We start from the raw sequence: 21,265 nt of genomic DNA, 5'->3' as shown, positions 1-21,265 counted from the left end.
GCACGTCAGGAGGCGGGGTCGCCGTGAATCTCGCGGTGGAGGCGGGCCATCTGGCTGTCGAGCGCCGCAGCGGTATCGGCGGCCGAGCGCAGCTCTTCCGTGAGCCGCTCGGGTACGTCGCCCGCGTACTTGTAGTGGATCTTGTGCTCGAGGCTTGCCCAGAAGTCCATCGCGATGGTGCGGAACTGCACCTCGACGGGCACAGAGACGGGGCCGGATGACAGGAACACGGGCACCTCGACCACGGCGTGCAGGCTCGTGTAGCCGTTGGGCTTGGGGTTCGCAATGTAGTCCTTGACCGAGCGCACGGCGATGTCGTCCTGCTGGGTCAGCAGGTTGAACAGCCGGTATACGTCGGAGGTGAACGAGCAGGTCACGCGGACCCCAGCAATGTCGGTGACGGCCTCGCGGATCGAGTCGAGGTCGCGACCGATGCCCTTGCGCGCGACCTTGTCGAGCAGGCTCTCGGGGGACTTCACTCGGCTCGTGACGTGCTCGATCGGGTTGTAGTCGTGCAGTTCCAGGAACTCGTCGCGCAGGATCTCGATCTTGGTGCCGATCTCGCGCAGGCCAAACTCGTAGTGCAGCAAAAAGCGCTGGACGTCCTTGCGGGCCTCGCGAATGCGGTCGGGCGTGAGGTGGCCTGGCCCGGCGGTGGCCATCGTCGACATCGCACCAATGGGGTCGGCGGTGGTCTGCTCGGTCATGAACGTCCTGTCGTCGGCGAAGGTGGGCGCAATAACGCCTCGATGGAGTGACGTGTACGGGGCTCGTCTTGTTCCCGGTGGAGCGCTTTCAGCCCGCGAGCACGATGGTCAGTTCGCGGTCCGCGATCGCGACGTCGATGACTCCGGGCAGGCCGCGTGCGACATCGGCCAGGTCGGCGGGAGACTCGGGCGTCCTGGCGGAGTCCACGAGCGCTCCGGTGAGCAAGCCGCGTGTGTGCTTGGCCATGTGGCTCACCACGGTGCGTGTGCCGTTCAGGTCGCGCTCGACGCGCACCGACAGGTGCGTGTGGCCAGCGGGCCTCCACGCCGCGACATAGGCGGCACTGCGGCAGTCCACGATGATCTTGCCGTCGGCGAGGGCTCCCAGTTCGGTTCCCAGGTGGGTGCGCCAATACGCCGCCAACGGGCCGATGCGGTCGAGGCTTGTCGACATGGACAGCCGGTAGGCGGGGATCCAGTCCGCGGGGCTTACGGCACCCCACAGGGCGGAGACGATCCGCACGCGCTCGGCGGCGCGAGCGAGGCGGGGAGCGTCCCAATGGGCGGCGTCTGCCGCCTCGTAGAGCACGCCCGTGTAGACCTGGGCTGCGGGCGCGGTCGGCTCGGTCCACAGCGTGCGGTTGCGCTCTACTTCGCGCGCGAGGGACGCGCCGGCTCCCAGCGCGGCACAGGCATCAGGGCTGTTGCTGACTTTAGCGAGCGCATCGGCTACCTCGCGGCGCGCACTGCTCAATTCGGGATGGGACAGCGTTTCGAGGGCGACGGCAGGGCCGGTGGTGGCGGGCGTCTTGCCCTCGGACGGTGGGAGCAGGATCAACACGCCGACCAGGGTACGGCCATGTTGACACGACTCATATCGCGATATATCGTCAATCTGTCGGAACATATCGAAGGGAGTTCGACATGCGAAACGAGAACTATGGATTTGGCTGGGCCGAGGATCCCCACGAGGCTGCGCGCCATCACCGCGGAGGCCACGGTGGCCCCGGTCACGGGTCCGGCGGTCCTGGCGGTGGGCGTGGGCATGGCGGCCCGGGCGGTCCGGGTGGCCGTGGTGGTCGCGGCAGGGGAGGCCGCGGTCGCGGAGACGTGCGCGCGGCAATCCTCGTGTTGCTCGCGGAGCAGCCACGGCACGGCTACGACCTGATCCGTGCGATCGAGGAGCGTAGCGAGGGCGCGTGGGCGCCGAGCCCAGGGTCGATCTATCCGACCCTGCAGGTGCTCCAAGACGAGGGACTCATCGTCGTCGAGGAGGTGGACGGCAGGCGCACCGCGTCGCTGACCGACACTGGCCGGGCCTGGGTGGACGAGCACGCCCCCGATGCGGAGGCCCTGTTCACTGCGGGCCGTGGACGCACGGGGCATCGCGAGGCGATGGGGGAGTTGCGCGGCCTCGCTGACGCCGTCACCCACGTGCTGCGGACCTCGCGCTCAGACGACGTCGCCGCCCGCGCTACCGAGATTCTCGCGAGCGCACGCAAGGACATGTACCGGCTGCTCGCCGAGGACTGACCAGCGCCTGTGCGCGGCGCACGGGCTCGACGAGAGTCGACCCCAGCGCCGCGCATTCGCGTGTTGCCAGTGGCGACGCCTAGTCCTCGACCACGCCGCGAGCGCGCTTGGATAGGTGGCGGCGGTCGTCGTTGGCGTAGGCGTAGTACCAGCCAATCAGCAACCCGCCGCCAATGAGATTGCCGATGAGGACGATGATCAGATTGAGGGCCGCCAGTCCCCAGTCGAGCCCGCCCTCGAACGCGGCGATGGTGAACAGCACGGTGTTCGCCACGGAGTGCTCAAAGCCCACAAAGGCGAAGACGAACACCGTCGAGATCATGGCGACGGCCTTCATGAGGTCGTTCTGGATCATGCCGTTGTACACCATGAGCATGCCGAGGTTGATCATCAGGTTGCACAGGATCGCGCGCATGAACAGGTCGGACCACCCCGCGGCACCTTCAGTGAGGTAGGCGAGCTTGGTGTCGACGGTGTCGGTGATGTAGCCGCCCACCTCACCCGCGCCCAGGCTCGAGCCCCACACCACGAGGGCGACCACCAGGCCGCCGAGGAAGTTGCCCAGGTAACACAGCCCCAACAGGCGCAGGCCGCGCAGGGCGGTGATCGCCCGGTAGTAGCGCCCCACCGAGACGATCATCATGTTGGACGTGAGCAGCTCGGACTTCGAGAAGTAGATGAACACCAGCGCGAAGCCGAACACGGCCGCGCCCACCATGTGCCCAATCCCCGACAGTTCGCCGTGGCCAAAGGCCGCGAAGGTAGCGAACTCAGTGATGTACATGAGGCCGATGATCGCGCCAGCCATGCCTGCACGCATGAGGTAGACGCGAGCAAGGTCGCCCGACATCGAGGACTTCTTCTCGAGCGAGTCCAGCACCGTGGAAACAAAGTGCTTGCCGGGGAATAGGTCTCTGCTGTCGCTCATCGCGCGGTCTCCCTTGATCGTGCCCACATCTTGTAGCCCTCCATCGCGAGGAACACTCCCAGCGAGAAGAGCGCGGCGAATGCCCACTCCCTGATGCCAATAGCCGCCGAACCGAACAGGGCGTGCATTCCCGGCACGTAAGTGAACACCAGTTGGCATGCCATGAGCGAGCCCACCGAGATCCAGATCACATGGTTGCCGGTGAACACTGCGCGAGTCAGCGCGGTCGAGTTGAGGAATCGGCAGTTGAACAGGTAGGCGATTTGGCCCAGCACCAGCATGGTGACGGCGGTGGTCTGTGCCTGTGCGTGCTCCATGCCATTGGACGTGGCAATGAAGAACACCAGCAGCGTGGCCCCGCCGATGATCAGCGAGGCGACAATCACGTGCAGGAGTGAACTCTTGGACAGCACCGCGCCGCTGGACCCACGCGGAGGGCGGTCCATCAGGCCAGGCTCGGCCTTCTCGTAGGCGAGCGCGAGGGACAGCGTGACGCCGCACACGAGGTTGACCCACAGGATCTGCAGGGGATCCAGGGGGAGGGCGAAGCCCGCAATGACAGCGATGAGAATCACGAGCGACTGGGCGCCGTTGGCCGGCAGCAGGAAAATGACGGACTTGCGGATGTTGTCGTAGATCCGCCGGCCCTCCTCGACCGCGCGCTCGATGGTCGCGAAGTTGTCGTCGGCGAGGACGATGTCGGCGGCCTCCTTGGTCGCCTCGGTGCCCTTAATACCCATGGCGACACCCACATCGGCCCTGGTGAGCGCGGGGGCGTCATTGACGCCGTCGCCGGTCATGGCGACCACCTCACCGTGCGATTGCAGCGCGCGGACAATGCGGATCTTGTGTTCGGGGCTGGTGCGCGCGAACACGTCGACCTGCTGGACCTTGACCCGCAGCTCCTCTTGGCTCATGCGTTCGAGGTCCGCGCCGGTGAGGGCGTCGATCTCGCCCTCGGGAGGGGCGATCCCCAGTTCGCGTGCGATCGCGCTTGCGGTACCCACGTGGTCGCCCGTGATCATCTTGACGCGAATCCCTGCGGCGTGGCACGCGGCGATCGCGGCGACGGCCTCGGGGCGAGGCGGGTCGATGATGCCGAACAACCCCAAGAAGACCAGGTCCGTCTCGACGTCATCGATCGCCAGATCGGTGTCGGTGGCCGCGGCGGCGCGCTCGGCGGCCGCGAGGGTGCGCAGGCCCTGGGAGCCCAGGTGCAGGATCTGGCGATCCCAGAACTCCCTGTCGAGCGGCTCGAGCTGGCCGTCGGCACCCCGCTGGTGCGTGCATCGGTCCAGCAGTCGGTCGGGGGCTCCCATGGAGCGCACCCGCACGTCGTCTTCGGCGATGCGGTCGAGTGTCGCCATGAACTTGTGGGCAGAGTCGAACGGCACGGAGGCGAGCCGCTCGATCCCGCTCACGTCCACCTGGGCCTTGCGCGCAAGTGTCGCGACGGCGCCCTCGGTGGGCTGGCCCACCACGCGCCACTGCTGACCGTCCTGGACCACCCGGGCATCATTGCAAGCCGATGCGGCCTCAAGCAGCGCTCGCAGGTCGCAATAGTCGGCGGTAGCGATGGGCTTGCCATCGAGCAGTACTGCGCCCTCGGGTGCGTATCCCAGACCCTCGACGCCGTATTCGGCGCTCGCGGTCACGACGGTGCGCGCCGTCATCTCGTTTTGCGTGAGGGTGCCGGTCTTGTCGGAGCAGATGGTGGTGACCGCGCCGAGCGTCTCGACGGACGGCAACTTGCGGGTGATCGCGTTGCGGGAGGCCATCTGGCGCACGCCCAACGCGAGGGTGATGGTGACCAAGGCAGGCAGGCCCTCGGGGATGGCCGCCACCGCGAAACCGATGGCAGCAGAGACGAGCTCGGGTAGCTCGAAGTCGTGGATGACCGAGCCGACCACGAGCATCACGCCAGCCATCACGAGGATGCCGAGCGAGAGCTGCTTGCCGAACCTCTCCAGCTGACGGGCCAGGGGAGTGTCGAGCGCCTCCGCCTCAGAGACCAGTTGCTGGATGCGGCCGATCTCGGTGTCCAGCCCTGTCGCGGTCACGACGCCGATCGCCGTGCCGGTCGAGACGATCGTGCCCGAGAACAGCATGGAGGAGCGGTCGCCCACCCCCGCATCGGCCCCGACGGGGGCGGTGTCCTTGGAGGCGAGCATCGACTCGCCGGTGAGCGCTGCCTCTTCGACCTGGACATTGGTGGCCTCGAGCAGACGCAGGTCCGCGGGCACACGGTCTCCGCCGCGCAGGCGCACCACGTCGCCGGGCACGAGTTCGTCGGCGGGGACTGTGGCCCACTCGCCGTCACGCAGTGCCTGGGCGTCGAGGGACAACATGGTGCGGATGCCGTCGAGCGCCTTTTCCGCCTGGCCCTCCTGGATGAAGCCCACTGCGGCGTTGATGACCGTGACGGCGAGCACGACCGCGAAGTCGATCCACTCCTGCATGAACGCCTTGAGCACGGCGGCGGTGAGCAGGATGTACACGAGCACGTCGTCGAACTGCGCGATAAAGCGCCGTAGCGCGCTCGGGCGGGCTGGAGCCGGAAGTGCGTTGGGACCGTGCTCGCGCAAACGCTGGGCCGCCGCATCGGAACTGAGCCCGTCGGCGCTCGTCCCCAGCTGCTCAAGGACCTGCTCGCCAGTCGCCGCGAACGGCAACGCCTCGCGGGTGGTGGACGGTGAAGACACTGTGCCTGCTCTCTGTTAGACCGTCGGCTGAGGTGGGGACAGCCCGGTGCCGGCGGGCACGTCACTGCGCACCAACCTAGCGCGCGCCATCTAGGACCGCACAGGCGGTCAGGCCCAGGTAAAGTAGTCACCGCGGATGAGTTGGCCAGGCGGCCGCGTGGTCCTCTTCGGAGGGCCCCGAGGAACGTCCGGGCTCCGCAGGGCAGGGTGATGGCTAACGGCCACCCGGGGTGACCCGCGGGACAGTGCCACAGAGAGTAGACCGCCTTCGTGTGTCCTCGGACTCACGAAGGTAAGGGTGAAAGGGTGAGGTAAGAGCTCACCGCGCGACTGGTGACAGGAGCGGCACGGTAAACCCCACCTGGAGCAAGGCCAGACAGAGAGCGTTTGAGGGCTGCCCGCCCGAGCTCTCGGGTAGGTTGCTTGAGCCCCGGAGCAATCCGGGGCCTAGATGGATGGTCGCCACCGGTGCTTCACGCACCGGGACAGAACCCGGCGTATCGGCCAACTCATCCGCACTACATGAGTTACCAGGTTCTATGTTCTGAGGGCAACGAGAACTTCGCAGATGCTGCGCAACGCATCCGGCACCTAAGAGCGCTCATGGGCGCTCCTGAGCCTCCCGCGAGCGGGTGCGCCAGCTCGAGCCAGACCTGATCGCCGAACTCGTTGTCGATGGCAGCGCGAACGCGGTCGTCCGCGCCGGGCCAGAGATGGCCGTAGGTGTCGAGCGTCTCCGTGGCGCTTTGATGGCCGAGCATCTCTTGCACTGACTTCACGGATTCGCCGGAGTGAATTAGCAAGCTGGCGTAGTAGTGGCGCAGCGTGTGGAAGGTCATCGACTTCGGTACCTTGCGCGTCATACTCGGCTTGGCGCTGGGCATCGCATCGATCTTCTGCAGCGCCGCGTTGAACGGGAACTCGAGGGCTTGTCGCCGCAGGGGAGCGCCGTGTTGGTTCGTGAAGACAAGTCCCTCGGGTCCCTCCGCAAATCGCGAGCGGTGGTCGTCAAGCGCTTCGAGTGCGACCTTGGCCAACGGGATCTGGCGGTAGCTCGCCTTGGTCTTGAGTGGCCCGAATCTGGGCATGCCTTCTACGACACCGATCAACTGCCGATTGACGTCCACCTTGTCTGTATCCCGCATAACGCGGTCCCATGTGAGGCCGAAGAGTTCACCTTGGCGCATGCCGGTAGTAGCCGCACAGAGAATCAGCGCGCGATACCGCGAGGGCATTGCTTCGGCCATCGCCAGCACCTTCTTGGTGGACGGAAGGTTCAGCGGCTTCTTGCGGACCTCGGGTGCCTTGATCTTCACGAACGGGCTCTTTGGGATCAGGCGCTCGTTCGCTGCCATGGTGAGGATCGATTTGGCGTACACATGGATCATGTTGGCTGTTGAGGGCTCCAGCGAGTCGGTCAGTCGGTGAGTGAACGCTGCGCAGTCCTGAGGGGTGACCTCATCGAGACGCCGGTCGCCAAAGGCGGGGAGAATGTGATTTTGCAGATGGCGGTTGACGAGATCGTCTGTCGCCTGCGCTCGTTGCTCGAGCGCTCGTCCCTTGAGCTAGACGGAGTCGACGAAGTCGCGCACCTTGACGTTCCCGCTACCAGGGCTGACATAGGTGTTGTTCGCTTGGCTGACAACCGTCGCGTCTCGAAACTTCTCGGCTTCGGTCTTCGTCTTGAAGCGCCTCTTGACCTCCTTGCGTGCTCCGTTGGTTTCGCGGTAGGTGAGTAGCCAGTAGTAGGTTCCCGTCCCAGTCCGCACAATCTTGCCGTTCTCGTCGAGTACGACTTGACCGTTGTGGTCTTTGACGAACTGCGTGCGCTCGGTCCTGGTGATGCTTGCCATGGAGTGTTCGTCACTTATCGCATGCTGAGGGGTCGCGCGGGATCCGGACGCCGGTCTCGTCGGTGTGCGTCGCATCGGACCAATAGCGGTAGCCGGGCACCTGTAACGTGGCTCCATTCACGGCGTCCCTGAAAGGCGTGGATGCCCCCGTGCTCTGCCTCAAGAACGCAACAAGTGCCGACGCTATGGACTCGTCGTCTTCAAAGCTGCCTCGTACGGCGGTCGCATGATCGATCCAATCCTCGACCACAGTCTCGAGGGCGTCGTCCGAAAGGTGGGTGCAGGCTTCGAGTATCTCCGTGGTCGTCGCAGCGTCGGTCTTCCGGAGGTCGACCATGGCTTCCGCATTGAGCGCATGGCGCTCCAGCAGCGTCGCGGCGCGCGCCCGGAAGTGCTCTGACGCTGGCTGTGCCAGCCGCGCTACATCGAGGTCGAACACCTCGGCGAACGCAAAAAGCTCCTCGGCGCTAATCGTTCGGCGAGGAGTGCCGCGCTCGATTCGATGTAGAGAGCTTGCCGCGATCTTGCACTGAACGCGGCCGAGTTCCCTTGAAAGCGCGCCATAGCTCCAGCCGCGCGCCGTGCGCTCGATCCTTATTTTGTCGGCAAGCGCGTCCCCGAGCCCGGGTTCGTATGTGGTCATGCCGCACCTCCGGTCTTCATCCATGTTTGAGACACGCCGTACTGGGTTGAGGCGAGTATCTCAAAGCGCGATGTAGTGTCTCGTTAACGGACGACCTGGTCTGGAGAGGGAATCACCTGATGGACGCACTGCGCGAAGTGGAAGACGAGCTTCTGACAACGGCCAGGTAGCGCTCTTGACCAAGAGTTCGCCGAGCACCCTCCGCACGTGGCGGAAGAAGGGTTTTGGGCCGCACTGGTGTTACTTCGGGCGCAAGGTCCTCTACAGGCGTTCCGCAAGCGATGAGTACCTCCATGCGACCGACACAGACGGCAGGGGCTTGGCGGCTTGACGGCAAGCTAGAGCCTGGATGGCCGGGTGTCGCAAGAAGGCCGCTTCGTGACGACACGGAAGTGGCCACCGCGCGAGGCATGGAGTTCGAGGCGATCCGTGTCGGTCACGGGCCGCGGGCCGACGTCAGTCCACCCCGATAGAGTGCCCATGGGCAGGCGACCGCCGCCGGCTTGAGGGGAGCACGATGGGGCACAAAAAGCACCTGCTGGTCCGCGTGGAGACGCCGAAAGGGCAGGAGTTGCAGGCTACGACCGCCGGTGCAATCGTGCGCCGGGCGTTCGTGCACTCCTACGTTACCGAGGTGGTCACTCGATATGTCCGGGAGTACGTCGCGGAGGACGATGTTCTGGACATCACTATCGCCGTGGACCTCGACCCTGGTGAGTCGACGGCTGACATTCCGCTGTTCGCCGCCATGAACGCGATGGACGACGTCGATGCCGGTGAAGGTCCGCAGCACGGCGTGATCATCGACCCGCTCGGTTTGGCGCGCAGCCTTGAATCGCCGCTGTCTGAGGCCGACATCCACATCTTGCGTACGGTCGTTGACGGATGCGGGGCCAAGAACCTGCATTGGGTGCTCGCCGTTGACGCGACCGGTACGCCGGGCGCCGATCAGGACGCGTGGGAAGCGTTGCCGGAGGAGTTCCGCGCCACGTTCGAAGTGGTGACCTCAGTGATTGGTGAGGACTTCGTCGCCGAGGCCGTAGTCGAAGGTTTGGAAGCTATCCTGCCGAACGAGCGCCGGGACATCCCCGAGGAGTACGTGGGTGCGACGATGCCCACGACGTGTGACCGTTGTGGCTCGCGGCGCCTCGTGCCGTACACAGTTGCCGAGTGGCTAGAGCGGCAACCTGATGGCGATCCGCACAACGCAGCGGGTTTAGTCGAGTACGTGGGCGAGTCCGAGGACGGAACGCTTGTCGGCGTGATGGAGTGCGTGCGATGCGACACTCCCACCCCGGTGCTCATTGAGGATGACACGAGCGAAGATTGATCGACGTCGTCCGGCACACTCGTTGGACGCTGAGGGGGTGGGAGCGTGCGCGCGAGCAAGGTTGTCGCGATCGTCTTCGGTTTCGGCGCCGCGTTCTGCGTCGGTTCCCTTGTTGTAATCGCGGTCGCTTCGCTGTTCATTCCCGACAAGCCGCGCGCCTCTGAGTCGGAAGATCCCGCACCCAGCGCGAACGAGGCGAGCGCCACTCCGGCAGCAGACGCGACACCAAGTGCGACGCCAGAGACTTCAGCGAGCGCCACAGCGACCCCGACAGCCGCCGCCGAGCTGCAACCCGAACCGAAACCTGAACCGATCAGCCGGCCGATGCTGTCCACCAAGTACGGTGTCGACGCCGCAGAGCTCCCCCCGGTCGACTGGGGAGTGCTGGACACGTTCGACGAGCTGACGCTGCGCGCTCCGGGCAGGTATGAGATGAGTCAGGAGTACGACAGCAAGGGCGCCGACTTCGGGCCGGCACAAGTTGATGCAGGCCCGGCGGACCGCGTGCGCTGGTATCTCGAACATGCAGATGATGACTTCCTTGATGCACTGCGCATCTCCTGAATCACATGTATCGATGCGACAGATGTGTGCCAGGCGAAGGCCAGAGATGAGTGGTCGATCCGGTCGACTTGGACCGAGTGGCAGGAGTGGACGGGGCCGCCGGCAAAGCACGAGACGGTCCAGCTCGCCGGTGTCGACGGGAACGTACTTGTCGCCAGTCACATCGATGTGTTCACGCATAACCCAGCGGTCGGCGCGTGGCTGCCCGCCGGGGACGCGGTCTTCGAGATCGTCACCGGCGACGAGGTCGACCTCGACGTGTGGTTCGCGATCGTCGACGCCGCGGTAATCGGAGCGGGCTGAGCGCTAGTGCCGGGGAAGTACAGCTAGCGGTTGACTCCAGTCCTTTCGGCGGCGTCGGCCTGGTCAGCAGGACCGCGGGCACGCTCAGCAAGGTTCCGCTCGGCAGCGTCGTCCTCAGGAGTCGATCCGTCGCGGGTACGGGGAGCGCGGCGCAAGGTCTCGAGATGCCCGGCGATTTGGAAACCCTACCTTCGCAGGACGGCGCAGACCGACTTGACCGCACGACCCTTGGTTCGCCTCTCCTCGATGAGCGCGACGATCAGCGTCGACGGGCCCCGGCGCTCACTGGCGTGGACTTGAGCCTCGCGCACCCAGCGGCGCATTGGCTCGGCACCGAAGCCAAGCCGTCTCGCCACGGTTAGGCACGCGACGATGAGGGTCGGCACTCGTCGAGATGGTCCAGGTCCAGCCGCACGGCACGCTGCTTGCTCTCCTCGGGGGTCCTCTTCGGCCTGGTCTCTATCTTCCTTCCAGGCCCGAAAAGGAAGCGGCATCAAGCCGGGGACGGTTCAGTCTGCCCTATGAAACCCGAACCCGCTTCACGGGTCGAAACGGGTTGACAGCCCCGTGCGACCTGGTCGTGCCCGGTTCAGGCGATCCCATGCTTGTTGTCGCCGCGAAGGCCTTTGACAGCACAGGTTCGAAGCTCACTGATGCCGTGCGCGAGATACAAGAGATGGCTGACGTACGAATGCCCCGGCAGTACGTTATGGCCGTTGTGGATGGCATCGGCTGGAAGTCACGAGTTGCCGACCTGCGCCGCATCCATCGGTTGCGGGAGACCGGAGCAATCGACGGCATGTACACGCTTGCGCCTTTGGACGTCTTTCATGACGACCTCGAAGAGGCTGCGCGCCTCCGCCGGTTGATCTAGAACGACAGGACGCAGCAGGGTATCCGAGCAGTCCGGCTCTGGCCACGTGTCAACCACGACTGATACGTTCGCGATGGTGTCAGTGGAGACACATCGCGAGGGGGGAATCATGATCAAGTCGGTTAGCGTCGTTGGCCGCACTCCAGTATCTTCTGTGCCTCTGTGGAGTGATCTCAAGTCGCTGAACTTCTTGTTCGGCGACAACGGCTCTGGCAAGACCACCATCAGCCGACATCTTGCTGATCCGAGATCGCGCGGGCTCGAATGGGACAACGGCAATGCGCAACGCCTCCTCGTCTACAACCGTGATGTCGCTGAAGCGACCATCAGGGAGTCGCAACAGATCCCCGGAGTATTCACTCTTGGGGAGAACGACGTCGAGGCAGCAGATAGGTTGGGAGAGCTCGAAGGTGACGACGATGGGCCCGGAGAGATTCGACGGCAGAAGGAAGAGCTAGAGAACCGGCAGCGGGCGCTCCGAAACTGCACCGACAAGGTCGAAGCGGCACAGACGGCTCTCCTCAAAGCGGCCTGGGAAGCGTCCGGGTCCTTTGACACGGACCACAAACTCGGGTGGCCGGGGGTTCCTCGTCGCAACACACGCCGACTGGAGGTCGTTGAGTCCCATTTTGACAGGGTGAAGGGTTCAGTGGACGACTGTCCGTCGCTGGCTACGCTGACGGAGAGGGCCGCGACGGTGCTCGTAGAGGGTGGGGTTGAGGTCAAGCTCCTCGGTCCAGTCGAGCACCCCGATCCCAACTCAATGAACGACGCGCACCTTCTCGCGCAGGAAATCAAGGGCTCAACCGAGGTGTCATTCTCGGCGCTCGTTGAGAAGCTTGGCAACCGCGACTGGGTCGATCAGGGCCGTCCGTTTCTCGAGAAGAGCGAGGGTCGGTGCCCCTTCTGCCAGAACACAGTGTCCTCCTCGCTTACCCACGATCTCAAGGCACTATTCGACGCCGACTACACCGAAAAGAAGAAGCGCCTCAAGGACCTGTGCGATGACTACGAGCGACTTGTGGAGCTGGCCACGGAAGCGCTTGACGCAGTCGAAGGTGCCGAGGCGCGCTTCCTTGACACCGCCGAATTCAGGGCCGCACGCGCGAGTCTTGACGAAGTCCTTCAGTCAAACGTGCGTGCACTTAGAGACAAGCGAGATCATCCCTCTACGGTGGTGACCGTCGCTTCAGGCGTCGATGAACTCAAGGCGGTCGCGGTCTTGGTCGATGCAACGAACGCGCGGATCGAAGAACACAACGAACTGCTGCGAGACCGTACCAAGTCCAGGGCCGAACTAGCGGACCAAGTGTGGGAGTACTTCGTCAGGGAAGCACTCAAAGCGGAACTCGCGGTATACGACGCCGTTCGGCAACATGACGGTCGCCAGGTGCCGGCGCTGACGCGCCGGGTTCAGGATCAAACGAAAATCGTTGAGGCGCTGGAGCGGGAGGCCTCCGAACTGCACGCGCGGACGAAGTCAGATCGGGCAACGATTGAGGAGATTAACAAGTACTTGGCAACGGTCGGGTTCACGAGTTTCGTTCTTGAGGCTGCTGAACTTGAGGGCCACTACAGGCTTGCACGCGGGGAGGGCGAGCCGCCGGATGGCAGGTCGCTCAGCGAGGGTGAAAAGACATTCATCACGTTCCTGCACTTCTACTACCGGGCCCGGGGATCTGATACGGCTCATGACGACCCGTCACCCGTCGTGGTCGTGATCGACGATCCGATCTCGAGTCTAGACAGCGGGATCATGTGGATGGTAAGTCAGTTGGTGAGGAAGCTGATGGGAATGGCGTGCGATGAAGACTCCCATATCGAGCAAGTGTTCGTGCTCACGCACAACGCACGCTTCTACAGCGAGGTCTCGTCTTCACGCCGAGTCAAAGGTAGTAAGTGGTTTCCGGCCAAGGAGAAGGTCTCGCACGCCCTGCTGGTGAAGAGAGCAAACGGGCCAAGTGAGATCAGGAACCGCGGAGACTCTCCGGTGACGTCCGCGTATCGGATGCTATGGGAGACCGTGAGGGAGTCAGTCGATACCGATAGCGGCATGTCGGGTCTCCAAAATGCGATGAGGCGCATCCTCGAGACGTACTTCAAGCACGTGGGGGACAGGCACTTCCATGACCTTGACACCGAGTTCCCTGAGCCGGCTGAGCTCGACGCCTACCGTGCTCTGCTCGGGTGGGCCAACGATGGTTCACACGACGCTCCCTGGGAAGAGGCGGACTTCGTAAGTGTGGGCATCGGGAGCGGAGTCTTCCTCGAAGTGTTTCGCAAGATCTTCGAGGTGACGGACAACGTCGGGCACTACAACATGATGATGGCCGTCGAGGAGGAAGAGGAGTACGTCTAGGGGAGCCTTAGGTGCCCACTTGGTTGCGATGGCCTGAGTCCGAGCGCGAGCCAATGCCGGACCAGTTCGTCGCCGGTGCGGGGCCACGCCTCGGGCAAGAAAAAACGGCGCGCGAGGGACTTGACTAGCAAGTCCGTCGCGCGCCGTTTACGGCACCTATATTAGCCGACATGGCTCTCGATGCAAGTACCTATAACCAACTCGTTGTGCTCCGGATGCTTGAGTTCTTTGATGACGGTGCTACATGGTCGCGTCGACTTTGGCAGAGCGGATCGGTGCTGATCGGACGCGAGCTCGTAGAGGCCGGCGATCCCGCTATGAGCGCGAGCGAACGCGCCATCAAGTCGCTACAGGACGAGTTGCTAGAACGGGTTGCGGTCGATCCGGGCTTGTGCGTGCCATCCGACCGGACCGCCGTCCGGAAGATGATCTCCGTCGCGCCTTCTGCGCTCGTCAAGCCGGGACATGCATGGCATGTCGTCAACGCATGGGTCAGCGCCGCCAGAAGTACCTACCTTGAGAACTGGGCCGTTGCGCTTGAGCGCAACACTGCACTCCCAAGTGCGGAGCGGACTGCCCGTCTCATCGGCGCGCACCTGCTCGATGAGGGCTTCGGCCGCGACCACCTCCACCGGTGGCTGACGTACCGCGTGAAGTACTCGGATGACACGCACCCCCTCGAGTCGATATGCCGCGAGCTCCACGGGCAGTTGGAGCGAGGGCCGGTGGAGTTCGAGATCCTGGTTCCCCTTCGCGCACAACCACCGCTCCCACAGCCCACTCCACTCGGCTGGCTTACAGCGCCACAGGTACGCGAATGGCGCGCCAGGAACATACCTGGCGGCGCCCCAATTCGCCAGTACGGCGGCATCTTACTGAGCGTGGAGGCACTCGACCCACACTCTGCGGCAGACAAAGCGCGTCTCCGACTGACGACCATCCTTGATCGCGTGCGCGTCGGGGGACGTCACGAGATAGTTCCAGATCGTCACATGTGGATCGCCGGACTCGCTGATCAGAAGCCAACGGAAGCGGCCCAGCGGCGGGTTGAGGTCCATGCGTTCGAGCGGCAAGACGTGTTGTGGAGACATAGGGTTCGTGGCGATATTGAGGCCGCCATGGAACTGATGGCTCCGTTGGAACGAGGCGCGAGCCCGGCGGCGGTCACCGGGGCGTGGGCGGCGATCGAGAGCCTGTTGGTCGGCCCAGGAGACGACGACAAGCAGACCGCCGGTGACCGACTCGCGCTATTGGTCGCCAGTGGGCACCTCCGGGCGGAGATGACCACGCTCGCATGGGCGCACACCGCGTCGGAAACGGACGCCCTCGCTACGGCGATCGAAGGTGCGCGCACAAACCAGGAACGTGCGGAGTTTGCTTTCGGGCACCTGGTTGGCGGAGGAGACCTCAGTCTCCTCAGGTCAGACGACCGCCACGCACTGCTACGTGCGAGAGTCGCCATCGGCGACCCGTATCGCTACGTTGAGTCCGTGCGCGCCGCGCTCCAGCCTGCCATGCGCGCGCTCTACCGCCAACGCAACCTGCTCTCACACGCGGGTGGTACCTCAGGCGTAGCCATCAATCCAACTCTTGAACGGGTCGCTCCGCTGGTCGCGGCGGGAATGGACCGAATTGTCCACGTCGCACTCACCGGCGGCCAGTCGGCGCTCGAGCTCGCTGCGCTCGCCCGTGTTCGCCACGAGGCCTTGCGCGGCAAGCCGCCGGCGGCAGCATTGGCGATCCTCGAGGTCTAGGCGAGTCAAAGTCAGCAACTCCGTTGTCCGGTCGCTACGTACACACCAAAGGCGCCTCGCACACCTCGCTGTCGGCGTTCGCGATCCTGTGCTGGCCCGAAACTACCAATCAAGGCCCTGGTGACGTCGCTCAGCCGACCGGTCCTCACGTCGCGCCTCAGACTCGTAGGAGTCGGCAAGGCGGTTGAGCATGTTCCTTGCGCGTGGCGAGGCTCCCGTCTGCACCGCCTGCTTCCGGAGCACCTCAGCGGCCTCCCGCTCCCGTGTCCCGCCCTCGAGAATCGCCCGTGTGGACATCCCGCGCTTGTTGTAGAAGCCCACCTCAAACCCATGCTCGACGGCGTCTGAGTCCAGGTCCTCGATGATCTGAAGAACGACAGGGTGGATTGGTGAACTGTCTGTCTCCGCTGGGGCTTGGGCAAGCACCTGGCCGATCTGACTCTCGCCGATCCTGCTGCGCCCCACAGCAACGAGCTGTTCACGGGCATCACGAATCCATTCGCCAAGAACCTCACCGTCGAGATCGCCTTCAGGCGACCCGCCTGGGCATTGCCGGAGGGAGTGCAGCACTTCGTAGGCGCGAGTCGCGATGGAACGTTGACGCTCGGAGTCTTCCCCATCCGCAGGGCAATCGCGGGAGCCTGCCTCATCGTCCTCGCGATATGCAAGCGTCACCAACTCGACGAAGAAGCCTGGATCCTCGAGCATCGCCCGGTGTAGCGACGGGGCGTCGGCTTCGAATCCAAGCGCCGGGAAGTACTGAAACTCGAGCCCCACGACGCGCGCTTCGCCCAAGTCTCCTCGACGGTTCGCCAGGATGGCGAATAGCCGCTGGAAGTGGTAGGTGTCGAGGCGACCGAACCTTTCCTTACCCTGAGACTCTTCAAGCAACGCTTCGAGACCCGAGGCGACGAGTTCAGCGACCGCCCTGCTCGATTCTCCGGGGTCCGAGTACAGCCCGATCATGTCCAACGCCGCAGCAGCCCGGCCCGCAGTAATCAGCTTTCGGGTGGCCTCCTCGACGCCAGCGAAGTCTTTGCCCAAACCGAGGTAGTTGAACTCGCTCCAATAGATGGCCTCGACTTCGGGGCCAAGATCGGTCAATGCAGGCCAGGCTTGCTCAGGCTAGCGCGCATACAGAAGTACCCGCGCCTTTCCCCGCGGATCGGGGGTCAGATCGATCAGTTCATTGCGCAGCTCCAGGTCGCCGCCGCTCAGGCGGCGCACGAAGTAGCCTTCCGCGACGGCGCGGCGAGGGCCAGCCTCGTCGCTCATCCAGGCAAGGAGTTCGCGATCCAGCTCTGGCGGCTCCTTCGCAAGCGCATTACCGACGAGGTACGGGGCATCCACTTGAGTCGCCAACCGCTCGACAGCGTCGATTCCGCCGTTGGTTCGTACCTCATGGGCCGCAGTTTCGCGTCGTCGAGCGACTTCAGCCTCGTACGGGTCTGCTGCACCGTTAGGTGACAGGGGTTAGTCACGCGGCGAGTGCCACGTTGGTGGTCATGATGGTCTCGAACTCGATGGGCGTCAAACGGCCCAAACGGGCCTGGCGTCGGCGTCGGTGATAGGTCCGCTCGATCCACGCCACGATCGCGATGCGCAGCTGCTCGCGGGTGTCCCAGGTACGGCGGTCGAGGACGTTGTTCTGCAGCAGCGAGAAGAACGATTCCATGGCGGCGTTATCCCCGGCCGCGCCGACGCGACCCATCGAGCCGACCATGCGGTGATGACTCAGCGCGGCCGTGAATTTCTTCGAACCGAATTGAGATCCTCTGTCTGAATGCACGATGCATCCGGCGACGTTTCCCCTGCGTGCGACCGCATTGTTCAGCGCGTTGACGGCCAGGCGGGACTTCATGCGCGAGTCGATCGAGTAGCCCACGATGCGGTTGGAGTACAGGTCCTTGACCGCGCACAGGTAGACCTTGCCCTCACCGGTCCAGTGCTCGGTGATGTCGGTAAGCCACACCTGGTTCGGCGCGGTGGCGAAGATGCGCTGCACGAGATCGTCGTGCACGGCGGGGCCGGCCTTCTTGTGCTTGCCGCGGCTGCGCTTGCCGAAGGTGGACCACCAGCCATTGTCGCGGCAGATCGCCCAGGCGGTGCGCTCAGCCATCGACTGGCCTGCGTCGCGGGCCTCGTCGACGAGGAACCGGTAGCCGAACTCAGGGTCGTCGAGGTGGGCGTCGTGCAGGGCGTTGGCGCGATGCGCGGCAACGAGTTCAGCATCGGTGACAGGGCTGTCCAGCCACCGGTAGTAGGGCTGGCGAGCGAGCTTGAGTACCCGGCACGTCACCGCGACGGGGATCCCGTCAGCGGCGAGCTCTTTCACGAGCGGGTAGAGCCTTTTCCCGGCAGATGCGCCTGGGACAGGTAGGCGGCCGCACGGCGCAAGACCTCGTTCTCCTGCTCCAGCAGCCGGATCCGCTTCTTCAACTCACGGGTCTCGGCGGCTTCGGTGCGGGTCACGCCGGGCTTGACGCCCTCGTCGATGTCCGCCCGGCGCATCCACTTCTGCAGCGTCATCGGGTGGACGCCGAAGTCACGGGCGATCTGCTCGATCGTGACACCGGCCTCGCGGGCGCGGGCGACGCGGACAACGTCGTCACGAAACTCTTCGGGGTAGGGCTTAGGCACGGCAACATCCTTCCAGGCCTACCCGGTCGGGCAAGCCAGATCAGATGTCACCTAACGGTGCAGCAGACCCGAAGCACGTCATCACTTCGTTTCTGGGATGGCGAGGAGTGGACTGACCAGGTGGCGTCGACTTCAACCGACAAGCCCCGCAAGCGAACCGGGCGAGCAAGCCAAGGCGTGCGACGTTCCGTGCCGCTCGGCGTTCTGGCGCTGTGCTTGTTGCTCGCTGCTGGAGCCGCTGCTATCGGCATATGGAACCTCTCTGTCGCGGAGCGAACTGGCGAGCGCACGGCTGATCTCGTAGAGCAGATCGACGTCCTTGAGGGAGAGATTGATGACCTCAACGCCCGCTAAGCGTTGGTCGACGCGGCGCGCTGTCGCGGTCGTCGCAGTCGGGCTCCTCGTGGCATCTGGTGCAGGCGCGTTTGCGTACTGGACTTACGCCGCCGGCGAGAGCGCGAACGACTCCTACGCAACGGCTACCCAAGGCCTTGAGCAGACCCGAGCTGAGCGTGCTCGAGCGCAGGCAGATCACGACGAACGTCTCGAAGCCGAGGCAACTGCCCAGCGCGAAGCCCAGCAGCGCGCAGCGGAGGCGGAAGCTGAGCGGATCATGCAGGAAACGCGCGACGCCAACTTCGCTGCCGACGGCTTCGACCACATCGGCAACAACGTGTACTTCCGTTGGGCAGAACGAGATGAGTACTCATGCGGGCGCTACGACTGCATCGCCTTCAGCGTGATTGCTCACGACGGATGCCCCGGAGGCCTGTACCTCGAGGCTGCGATCATGAGAGACGGCACCCAGGTCGATTGGACCAATGAGACGTTCTCAGCGATCCCACAGTACGGCTCAGCGTCTGGCTTCTTCGAGGACATCTTCAGTCAGGGCGACTCGTTCCAACTGACCGAGGCCAACTGCAGATAGGTGCCCTTGGCCCGCTGCGGTCGCACATCGCGTCATGACCCGGGAGGTCGCCGCGGGCGACTGTAGCCAACTTCCAGAAGCCCGAGCGTCTCCGTCTCCGCCCAAATGGACAAGTGATAGTCGGCCTTCAGCACGAACCATTGACCTCGCCCGCGTACTCAAAGACGGCCGCGTGAACTCGGCCGACCGTCGGGTATGAGCGTCGCGAGAGCAGAGCCAATTCGTTGTGTCACGAATCGGCGCGTTTTGTGCGGGAGTTGCCCCAAAATAGGGCTCCCGGCCGGCTTGCGCCGTCCCCTATATGCTGCCCACTTTCTTAGTCGGTGCCGCGGGCCGTGCTCATCGCCGAACCGCGGCACGGCACCAGGGTCTAGTCCTTGTGTGGTGGCGGAGGCGGCGGAATGGCGACGACGGCGAGCTGCGGTTGATGCAACCGTCCACCGCCCGCGCACCACGCCGTGCCACGTTCTGACGGCGGCGGCTCGAGTTTGGAGCTGCGCGTCGGTCATAGCCATCCGGGCCTATCCGGCATGAAACCACGAGAACGCTGACAAATCGTCAGCAAACTCCTAACAGGTCCAGGATGTCGGCCGATTGTAAGGGCCGAATAGTTGCAGAGCATGCCGCTCAAGTAGTTCAGAACGAAGGAGTCAAGACATGGCGGAACTGCTCACGGTTGACGATCTCGCGGCGATGCTGGTCAAGTCCCGTGGAGTGGTGTAGCGGTTTCCTTCGTTAGGCGGTGAGTGCGAGGGTTTCGGTCACCTCCTCGATGCCCGTGTTGGGCACGGCGGTGAGGCGGCAGCGGGCGAGGGTTTCGAGTCCGATGTAGCGCTTGGTCTCGACCCATTCGTCGGTCTGCTCGGCCAGGACTGCACCGACGAGTCGGATGATCGCGTCCCGATTGGGGAAGATCCCCACGGCATCGGTACGCCGCCGGATCTCCTTGTTCAATCGTTCGGCGGGGTTGTTGGACCAGATTCTCAAGTCCACACATCCTTCGGAAAGGTCGTGAACGCGAGCAGGTCGTCGCGGGCGCTCTCTAGGTGCGCGAAGACGTCGGGCAGCTTGTCCTCGACGTAGTCCAGGAGCCGGTCGAACTGGGCGTGGACGGACTTCGCGTCGGGCTGGTCATAGACCGAGTGCAGCATCGCCTTGACGGCCGGCCATGCTGTCTTGGGCGTGGCGCTCATGAGGTTGGCGGCGTAGTGGGTGCGGCAGCGTTGCCACACCGCTCCTGGCAGGTTCGCCGCGATGGCCTCCACGAGGCCGGCGTGAGCGTCGGAGGTGACCAGGCGCACGCCTGCCAGACCGCGGGCGACGAGGTCTGCGAAGAAAGTGCTCCATGCTGCCCCGTCTCACCGGTGGCGACCTGGAGGCCGAGCACTTCGCGGTGGCCGTCGCCGTTGACACCGGTGGCGACGAGACACACGGCGTTGATCACGCGGCCGCCCTCGCGGACCTTCATCGTCAGTGCATCGGCGGCGACGAACGTGAACGGACCGGACTCCGACAGCGGCCGGTGGCGGAACGCCGCGACGGCCTCGTCGAGATCTTGGGCCATGCGCGACACCTGCGACTTCGACAGCCCATCGATGCCGAGGGTCTTCACGAGCTTGTCCATCCGTCGAGTGCTGACGCCGGCGAGGTAGCAGTCCGCGATGACGGTGATCAGCGCCGACTCTGCGCGCTTCCTGCGCTCGAGCAGCCACTCGGGGAAGTACGTGCCCGAGCGCAGCTTCGGGACGGCGACTTGCGAATCGTGCCAGCCCTGGTGTCCAGGGGCCGGTGGCAGTAGCCATTGCGCTGCGCGACGCGGTCGACGGAGGCTTGGCCCCATTCGGCTCCGACCACGGCGTCCGCGTCGGCGCTGAGCAGCGCGTTAATCATGGTCTGCAACAGCGAGCGCATCATGTCCGGCGACGCGTCCGTGAGGAGATTGCCTTGTCCCGCGGGCAAGGTTGACAATATGGGATGCGGTCATCGTGGCGATCCACTCGAGAAGAACTGTGCAAGGTGATACTCGAAGGTCCCGCGGTGGCCGCTTCCTCATTTACGAGGAGGCTTGCCACCGACGGGCGCTACACCACTCTAAGGGGCACTACTCGGTATGAGGTGCTCGCGGGCCGCAAAGGCGAACTTTGGAC

At 64.4% G+C, this 21,265-nt stretch carries 19 protein-coding genes, 1 other RNA gene and 2 pseudogenes; 10 read left to right on the top strand and 12 right to left on the bottom strand.

Features of this window, described 5'->3' with window-relative positions:
• Positions 1 to 5: 5 nt before the first annotated feature.
• Complete coding sequence (locus ACK5NO_RS12670; protein WP_416813053.1) at positions 6 to 662, bottom strand: GTP pyrophosphokinase; 657 nt, start codon at positions 660 to 662, stop codon at positions 6 to 8.
• A gap of 133 nt (positions 663 to 795) precedes the next feature.
• A complete protein-coding gene (locus ACK5NO_RS12665) occupies positions 796 to 1,548 on the bottom strand; it encodes a YaaA family protein (protein ID WP_416813044.1) in 753 nt (250 codons plus the stop codon).
• Between the two features lie 83 nt (positions 1,549 to 1,631).
• Between ACK5NO_RS12665 and ACK5NO_RS12660 the strand changes: the two genes are divergently transcribed.
• Entirely contained in the window at positions 1,632 to 2,240 is a 609-nt protein-coding gene (locus ACK5NO_RS12660) for a PadR family transcriptional regulator (protein WP_416813043.1), read from the top strand.
• 79 nt (positions 2,241 to 2,319) lie between these two features.
• On the opposite strand, the gene ACK5NO_RS12655 is transcribed toward ACK5NO_RS12660, so the two are convergent.
• Together ACK5NO_RS12655 and ACK5NO_RS12650 are read right to left on the bottom strand one after the other, a co-directional pair.
• Complete coding sequence (locus ACK5NO_RS12655) at positions 2,320 to 3,168, bottom strand: formate/nitrite transporter family protein (protein ID WP_416813042.1); 849 nt, start codon at positions 3,166 to 3,168, stop codon at positions 2,320 to 2,322.
• The gene (locus ACK5NO_RS12650) at positions 3,165 to 5,870 is read right to left on the bottom strand and encodes a cation-translocating P-type ATPase (protein ID WP_416813041.1); all 2,706 of its coding nucleotides are present in this window, start codon (positions 5,868 to 5,870) and stop codon (positions 3,165 to 3,167) included. The genes ACK5NO_RS12655 and ACK5NO_RS12650 overlap by 4 nt, the downstream gene beginning before the upstream one ends.
• Before the next feature lie 137 nt (positions 5,871 to 6,007).
• On the opposite strand from ACK5NO_RS12650, the gene rnpB reads away from it, so the two are divergent.
• Positions 6,008 to 6,386, top strand: an RNA gene (rnpB, locus tag ACK5NO_RS12645) — RNase P RNA component class A.
• A gap of 11 nt (positions 6,387 to 6,397) precedes the next feature.
• On the opposite strand, the gene ACK5NO_RS12640 is transcribed toward rnpB, so the two are convergent.
• The 4 genes and pseudogenes from ACK5NO_RS12640 to ACK5NO_RS12625 form a co-directional block, all read right to left on the bottom strand.
• Positions 6,398 to 7,258, bottom strand: coding sequence for a tyrosine-type recombinase/integrase (locus tag ACK5NO_RS12640; RefSeq protein ID WP_416813040.1), 861 nt, complete (start codon positions 7,256 to 7,258; stop codon positions 6,398 to 6,400).
• Positions 7,259 to 7,300: 42 nt separating this feature from the next.
• Positions 7,301 to 7,375 (bottom strand): annotated as a pseudogene (locus tag ACK5NO_RS12635) (hypothetical protein); the annotation flags it as partial.
• Between the two features lie 60 nt (positions 7,376 to 7,435).
• Entirely contained in the window at positions 7,436 to 7,723 is a 288-nt protein-coding gene (locus tag ACK5NO_RS12630; protein ID WP_416813039.1) for a hypothetical protein, read from the bottom strand.
• 10 nt (positions 7,724 to 7,733) lie between these two features.
• Positions 7,734 to 8,366 (bottom strand): helix-turn-helix domain-containing protein, encoded by a 633-nt coding sequence (locus tag ACK5NO_RS12625; RefSeq protein WP_416813038.1) that lies wholly within the window; start codon positions 8,364 to 8,366, stop codon positions 7,734 to 7,736.
• A 634-nt stretch (positions 8,367 to 9,000) separates the two neighbouring features.
• Between ACK5NO_RS12625 and ACK5NO_RS12620 the strand changes: the two genes are divergently transcribed.
• From ACK5NO_RS12620 to ACK5NO_RS12595, 6 genes are all read left to right on the top strand, one after another.
• On the top strand, positions 9,001 to 9,696 hold the full coding sequence (locus tag ACK5NO_RS12620; protein WP_416813037.1) for a hypothetical protein: 696 nt from the start codon (positions 9,001 to 9,003) through the stop codon (positions 9,694 to 9,696).
• Positions 9,697 to 9,741: 45 nt separating this feature from the next.
• Entirely contained in the window at positions 9,742 to 10,260 is a 519-nt protein-coding gene (locus tag ACK5NO_RS12615) for a hypothetical protein (protein WP_416813036.1), read from the top strand.
• 168 nt (positions 10,261 to 10,428) lie between these two features.
• Positions 10,429 to 10,563 carry a hypothetical protein gene (locus ACK5NO_RS12610; protein WP_416813035.1) on the top strand — a complete coding sequence of 45 codons (135 nt, stop codon included), beginning with the start codon at positions 10,429 to 10,431 and terminating at the stop codon, positions 10,561 to 10,563.
• A 601-nt stretch (positions 10,564 to 11,164) separates the two neighbouring features.
• Positions 11,165 to 11,437, top strand: coding sequence for a hypothetical protein (locus tag ACK5NO_RS12605; RefSeq protein WP_416813034.1), 273 nt, complete (start codon positions 11,165 to 11,167; stop codon positions 11,435 to 11,437).
• A gap of 109 nt (positions 11,438 to 11,546) precedes the next feature.
• The gene (locus ACK5NO_RS12600) at positions 11,547 to 13,796 is read left to right on the top strand and encodes an AAA family ATPase (RefSeq protein ID WP_416813033.1); all 2,250 of its coding nucleotides are present in this window, start codon (positions 11,547 to 11,549) and stop codon (positions 13,794 to 13,796) included.
• A 170-nt stretch (positions 13,797 to 13,966) separates the two neighbouring features.
• Positions 13,967 to 15,550: a hypothetical protein gene (locus tag ACK5NO_RS12595; RefSeq protein ID WP_416813032.1), complete on the top strand. Its 1,584-nt coding sequence runs from the start codon at positions 13,967 to 13,969 to the stop codon at positions 15,548 to 15,550.
• 102 nt (positions 15,551 to 15,652) lie between these two features.
• On the opposite strand, the gene ACK5NO_RS12590 is transcribed toward ACK5NO_RS12595, so the two are convergent.
• The 3 genes from ACK5NO_RS12590 to ACK5NO_RS12580 form a co-directional block, all read right to left on the bottom strand.
• The gene (locus ACK5NO_RS12590) at positions 15,653 to 16,654 is read right to left on the bottom strand and encodes a hypothetical protein (RefSeq protein ID WP_416813031.1); all 1,002 of its coding nucleotides are present in this window, start codon (positions 16,652 to 16,654) and stop codon (positions 15,653 to 15,655) included.
• 21 nt (positions 16,655 to 16,675) lie between these two features.
• Positions 16,676 to 16,900 carry a hypothetical protein gene (locus ACK5NO_RS12585; RefSeq protein ID WP_416813030.1) on the bottom strand — a complete coding sequence of 75 codons (225 nt, stop codon included), beginning with the start codon at positions 16,898 to 16,900 and terminating at the stop codon, positions 16,676 to 16,678.
• A gap of 127 nt (positions 16,901 to 17,027) precedes the next feature.
• Positions 17,028 to 18,190, bottom strand: a protein-coding gene (locus tag ACK5NO_RS12580) for an IS3 family transposase (protein ID WP_416813029.1) whose coding sequence is annotated in 2 segments (ribosomal slippage) — positions 17,028 to 17,903 and positions 17,906 to 18,190 — 1,161 coding nt in all. Because the reading frame shifts where the segments join, the coding sequence is not laid out codon by codon here.
• A 120-nt stretch (positions 18,191 to 18,310) separates the two neighbouring features.
• On the opposite strand from ACK5NO_RS12580, the gene ACK5NO_RS12575 reads away from it, so the two are divergent.
• A complete protein-coding gene (locus ACK5NO_RS12575; RefSeq protein WP_416813028.1) occupies positions 18,311 to 18,544 on the top strand; it encodes a hypothetical protein in 234 nt (77 codons plus the stop codon).
• Positions 18,525 to 19,118, top strand: coding sequence for a hypothetical protein (locus tag ACK5NO_RS12570; protein ID WP_416813027.1), 594 nt, complete (start codon positions 18,525 to 18,527; stop codon positions 19,116 to 19,118). Before ACK5NO_RS12575 ends, ACK5NO_RS12570 begins: the two co-directional genes overlap by 20 nt.
• A 735-nt stretch (positions 19,119 to 19,853) precedes the next feature.
• Here ACK5NO_RS12570 and ACK5NO_RS12565 read toward each other — a convergent pair.
• Positions 19,854 to 21,102 (bottom strand): annotated as a pseudogene (locus ACK5NO_RS12565) (IS256 family transposase).
• Positions 21,103 to 21,265: the final 163 nt, after the last annotated feature.

The organism is Demequina sp., assembly GCF_047975725.1.
Lineage (GTDB): Bacteria > Actinomycetota > Actinomycetes > Actinomycetales > Demequinaceae > Demequina.
The sequence above is the reverse complement of the archived record's forward strand: the minus strand, read 5'-3'. Positions and strand labels throughout refer to the sequence as shown.

Bases quoted from the DNA above. Each gene is read 5' to 3' on its own strand.
- ACK5NO_RS12595 (WP_416813032.1), top strand. From the start codon at position 13,967: ATGGCTCTCGATGCAAGTACCTATAACCAACTCGTTGTGCTCCGGATG.
- ACK5NO_RS12570 (WP_416813027.1), top strand. From the start codon at position 18,525: ATGACCTCAACGCCCGCTAAGCGTTGGTCGACGCGGCGCGCTGTCGCG.
- ACK5NO_RS12605 (WP_416813034.1), top strand. From the start codon at position 11,165: ATGCTTGTTGTCGCCGCGAAGGCCTTTGACAGCACAGGTTCGAAGCTC.
- ACK5NO_RS12640 (WP_416813040.1), bottom strand. From the start codon at position 7,258: ATGATCCATGTGTACGCCAAATCGATCCTCACCATGGCAGCGAACGAG.
- ACK5NO_RS12600 (WP_416813033.1), top strand. From the start codon at position 11,547: ATGATCAAGTCGGTTAGCGTCGTTGGCCGCACTCCAGTATCTTCTGTG.
- ACK5NO_RS12670 (WP_416813053.1), bottom strand. From the start codon at position 662: ATGGCCACCGCCGGGCCAGGCCACCTCACGCCCGACCGCATTCGCGAG.
- ACK5NO_RS12660 (WP_416813043.1), top strand. From the start codon at position 1,632: ATGCGAAACGAGAACTATGGATTTGGCTGGGCCGAGGATCCCCACGAG.
- ACK5NO_RS12625 (WP_416813038.1), bottom strand. From the start codon at position 8,366: ATGACCACATACGAACCCGGGCTCGGGGACGCGCTTGCCGACAAAATA.
- ACK5NO_RS12655 (WP_416813042.1), bottom strand. From the start codon at position 3,168: ATGAGCGACAGCAGAGACCTATTCCCCGGCAAGCACTTTGTTTCCACG.
- ACK5NO_RS12630 (WP_416813039.1), bottom strand. From the start codon at position 7,723: ATGGCAAGCATCACCAGGACCGAGCGCACGCAGTTCGTCAAAGACCAC.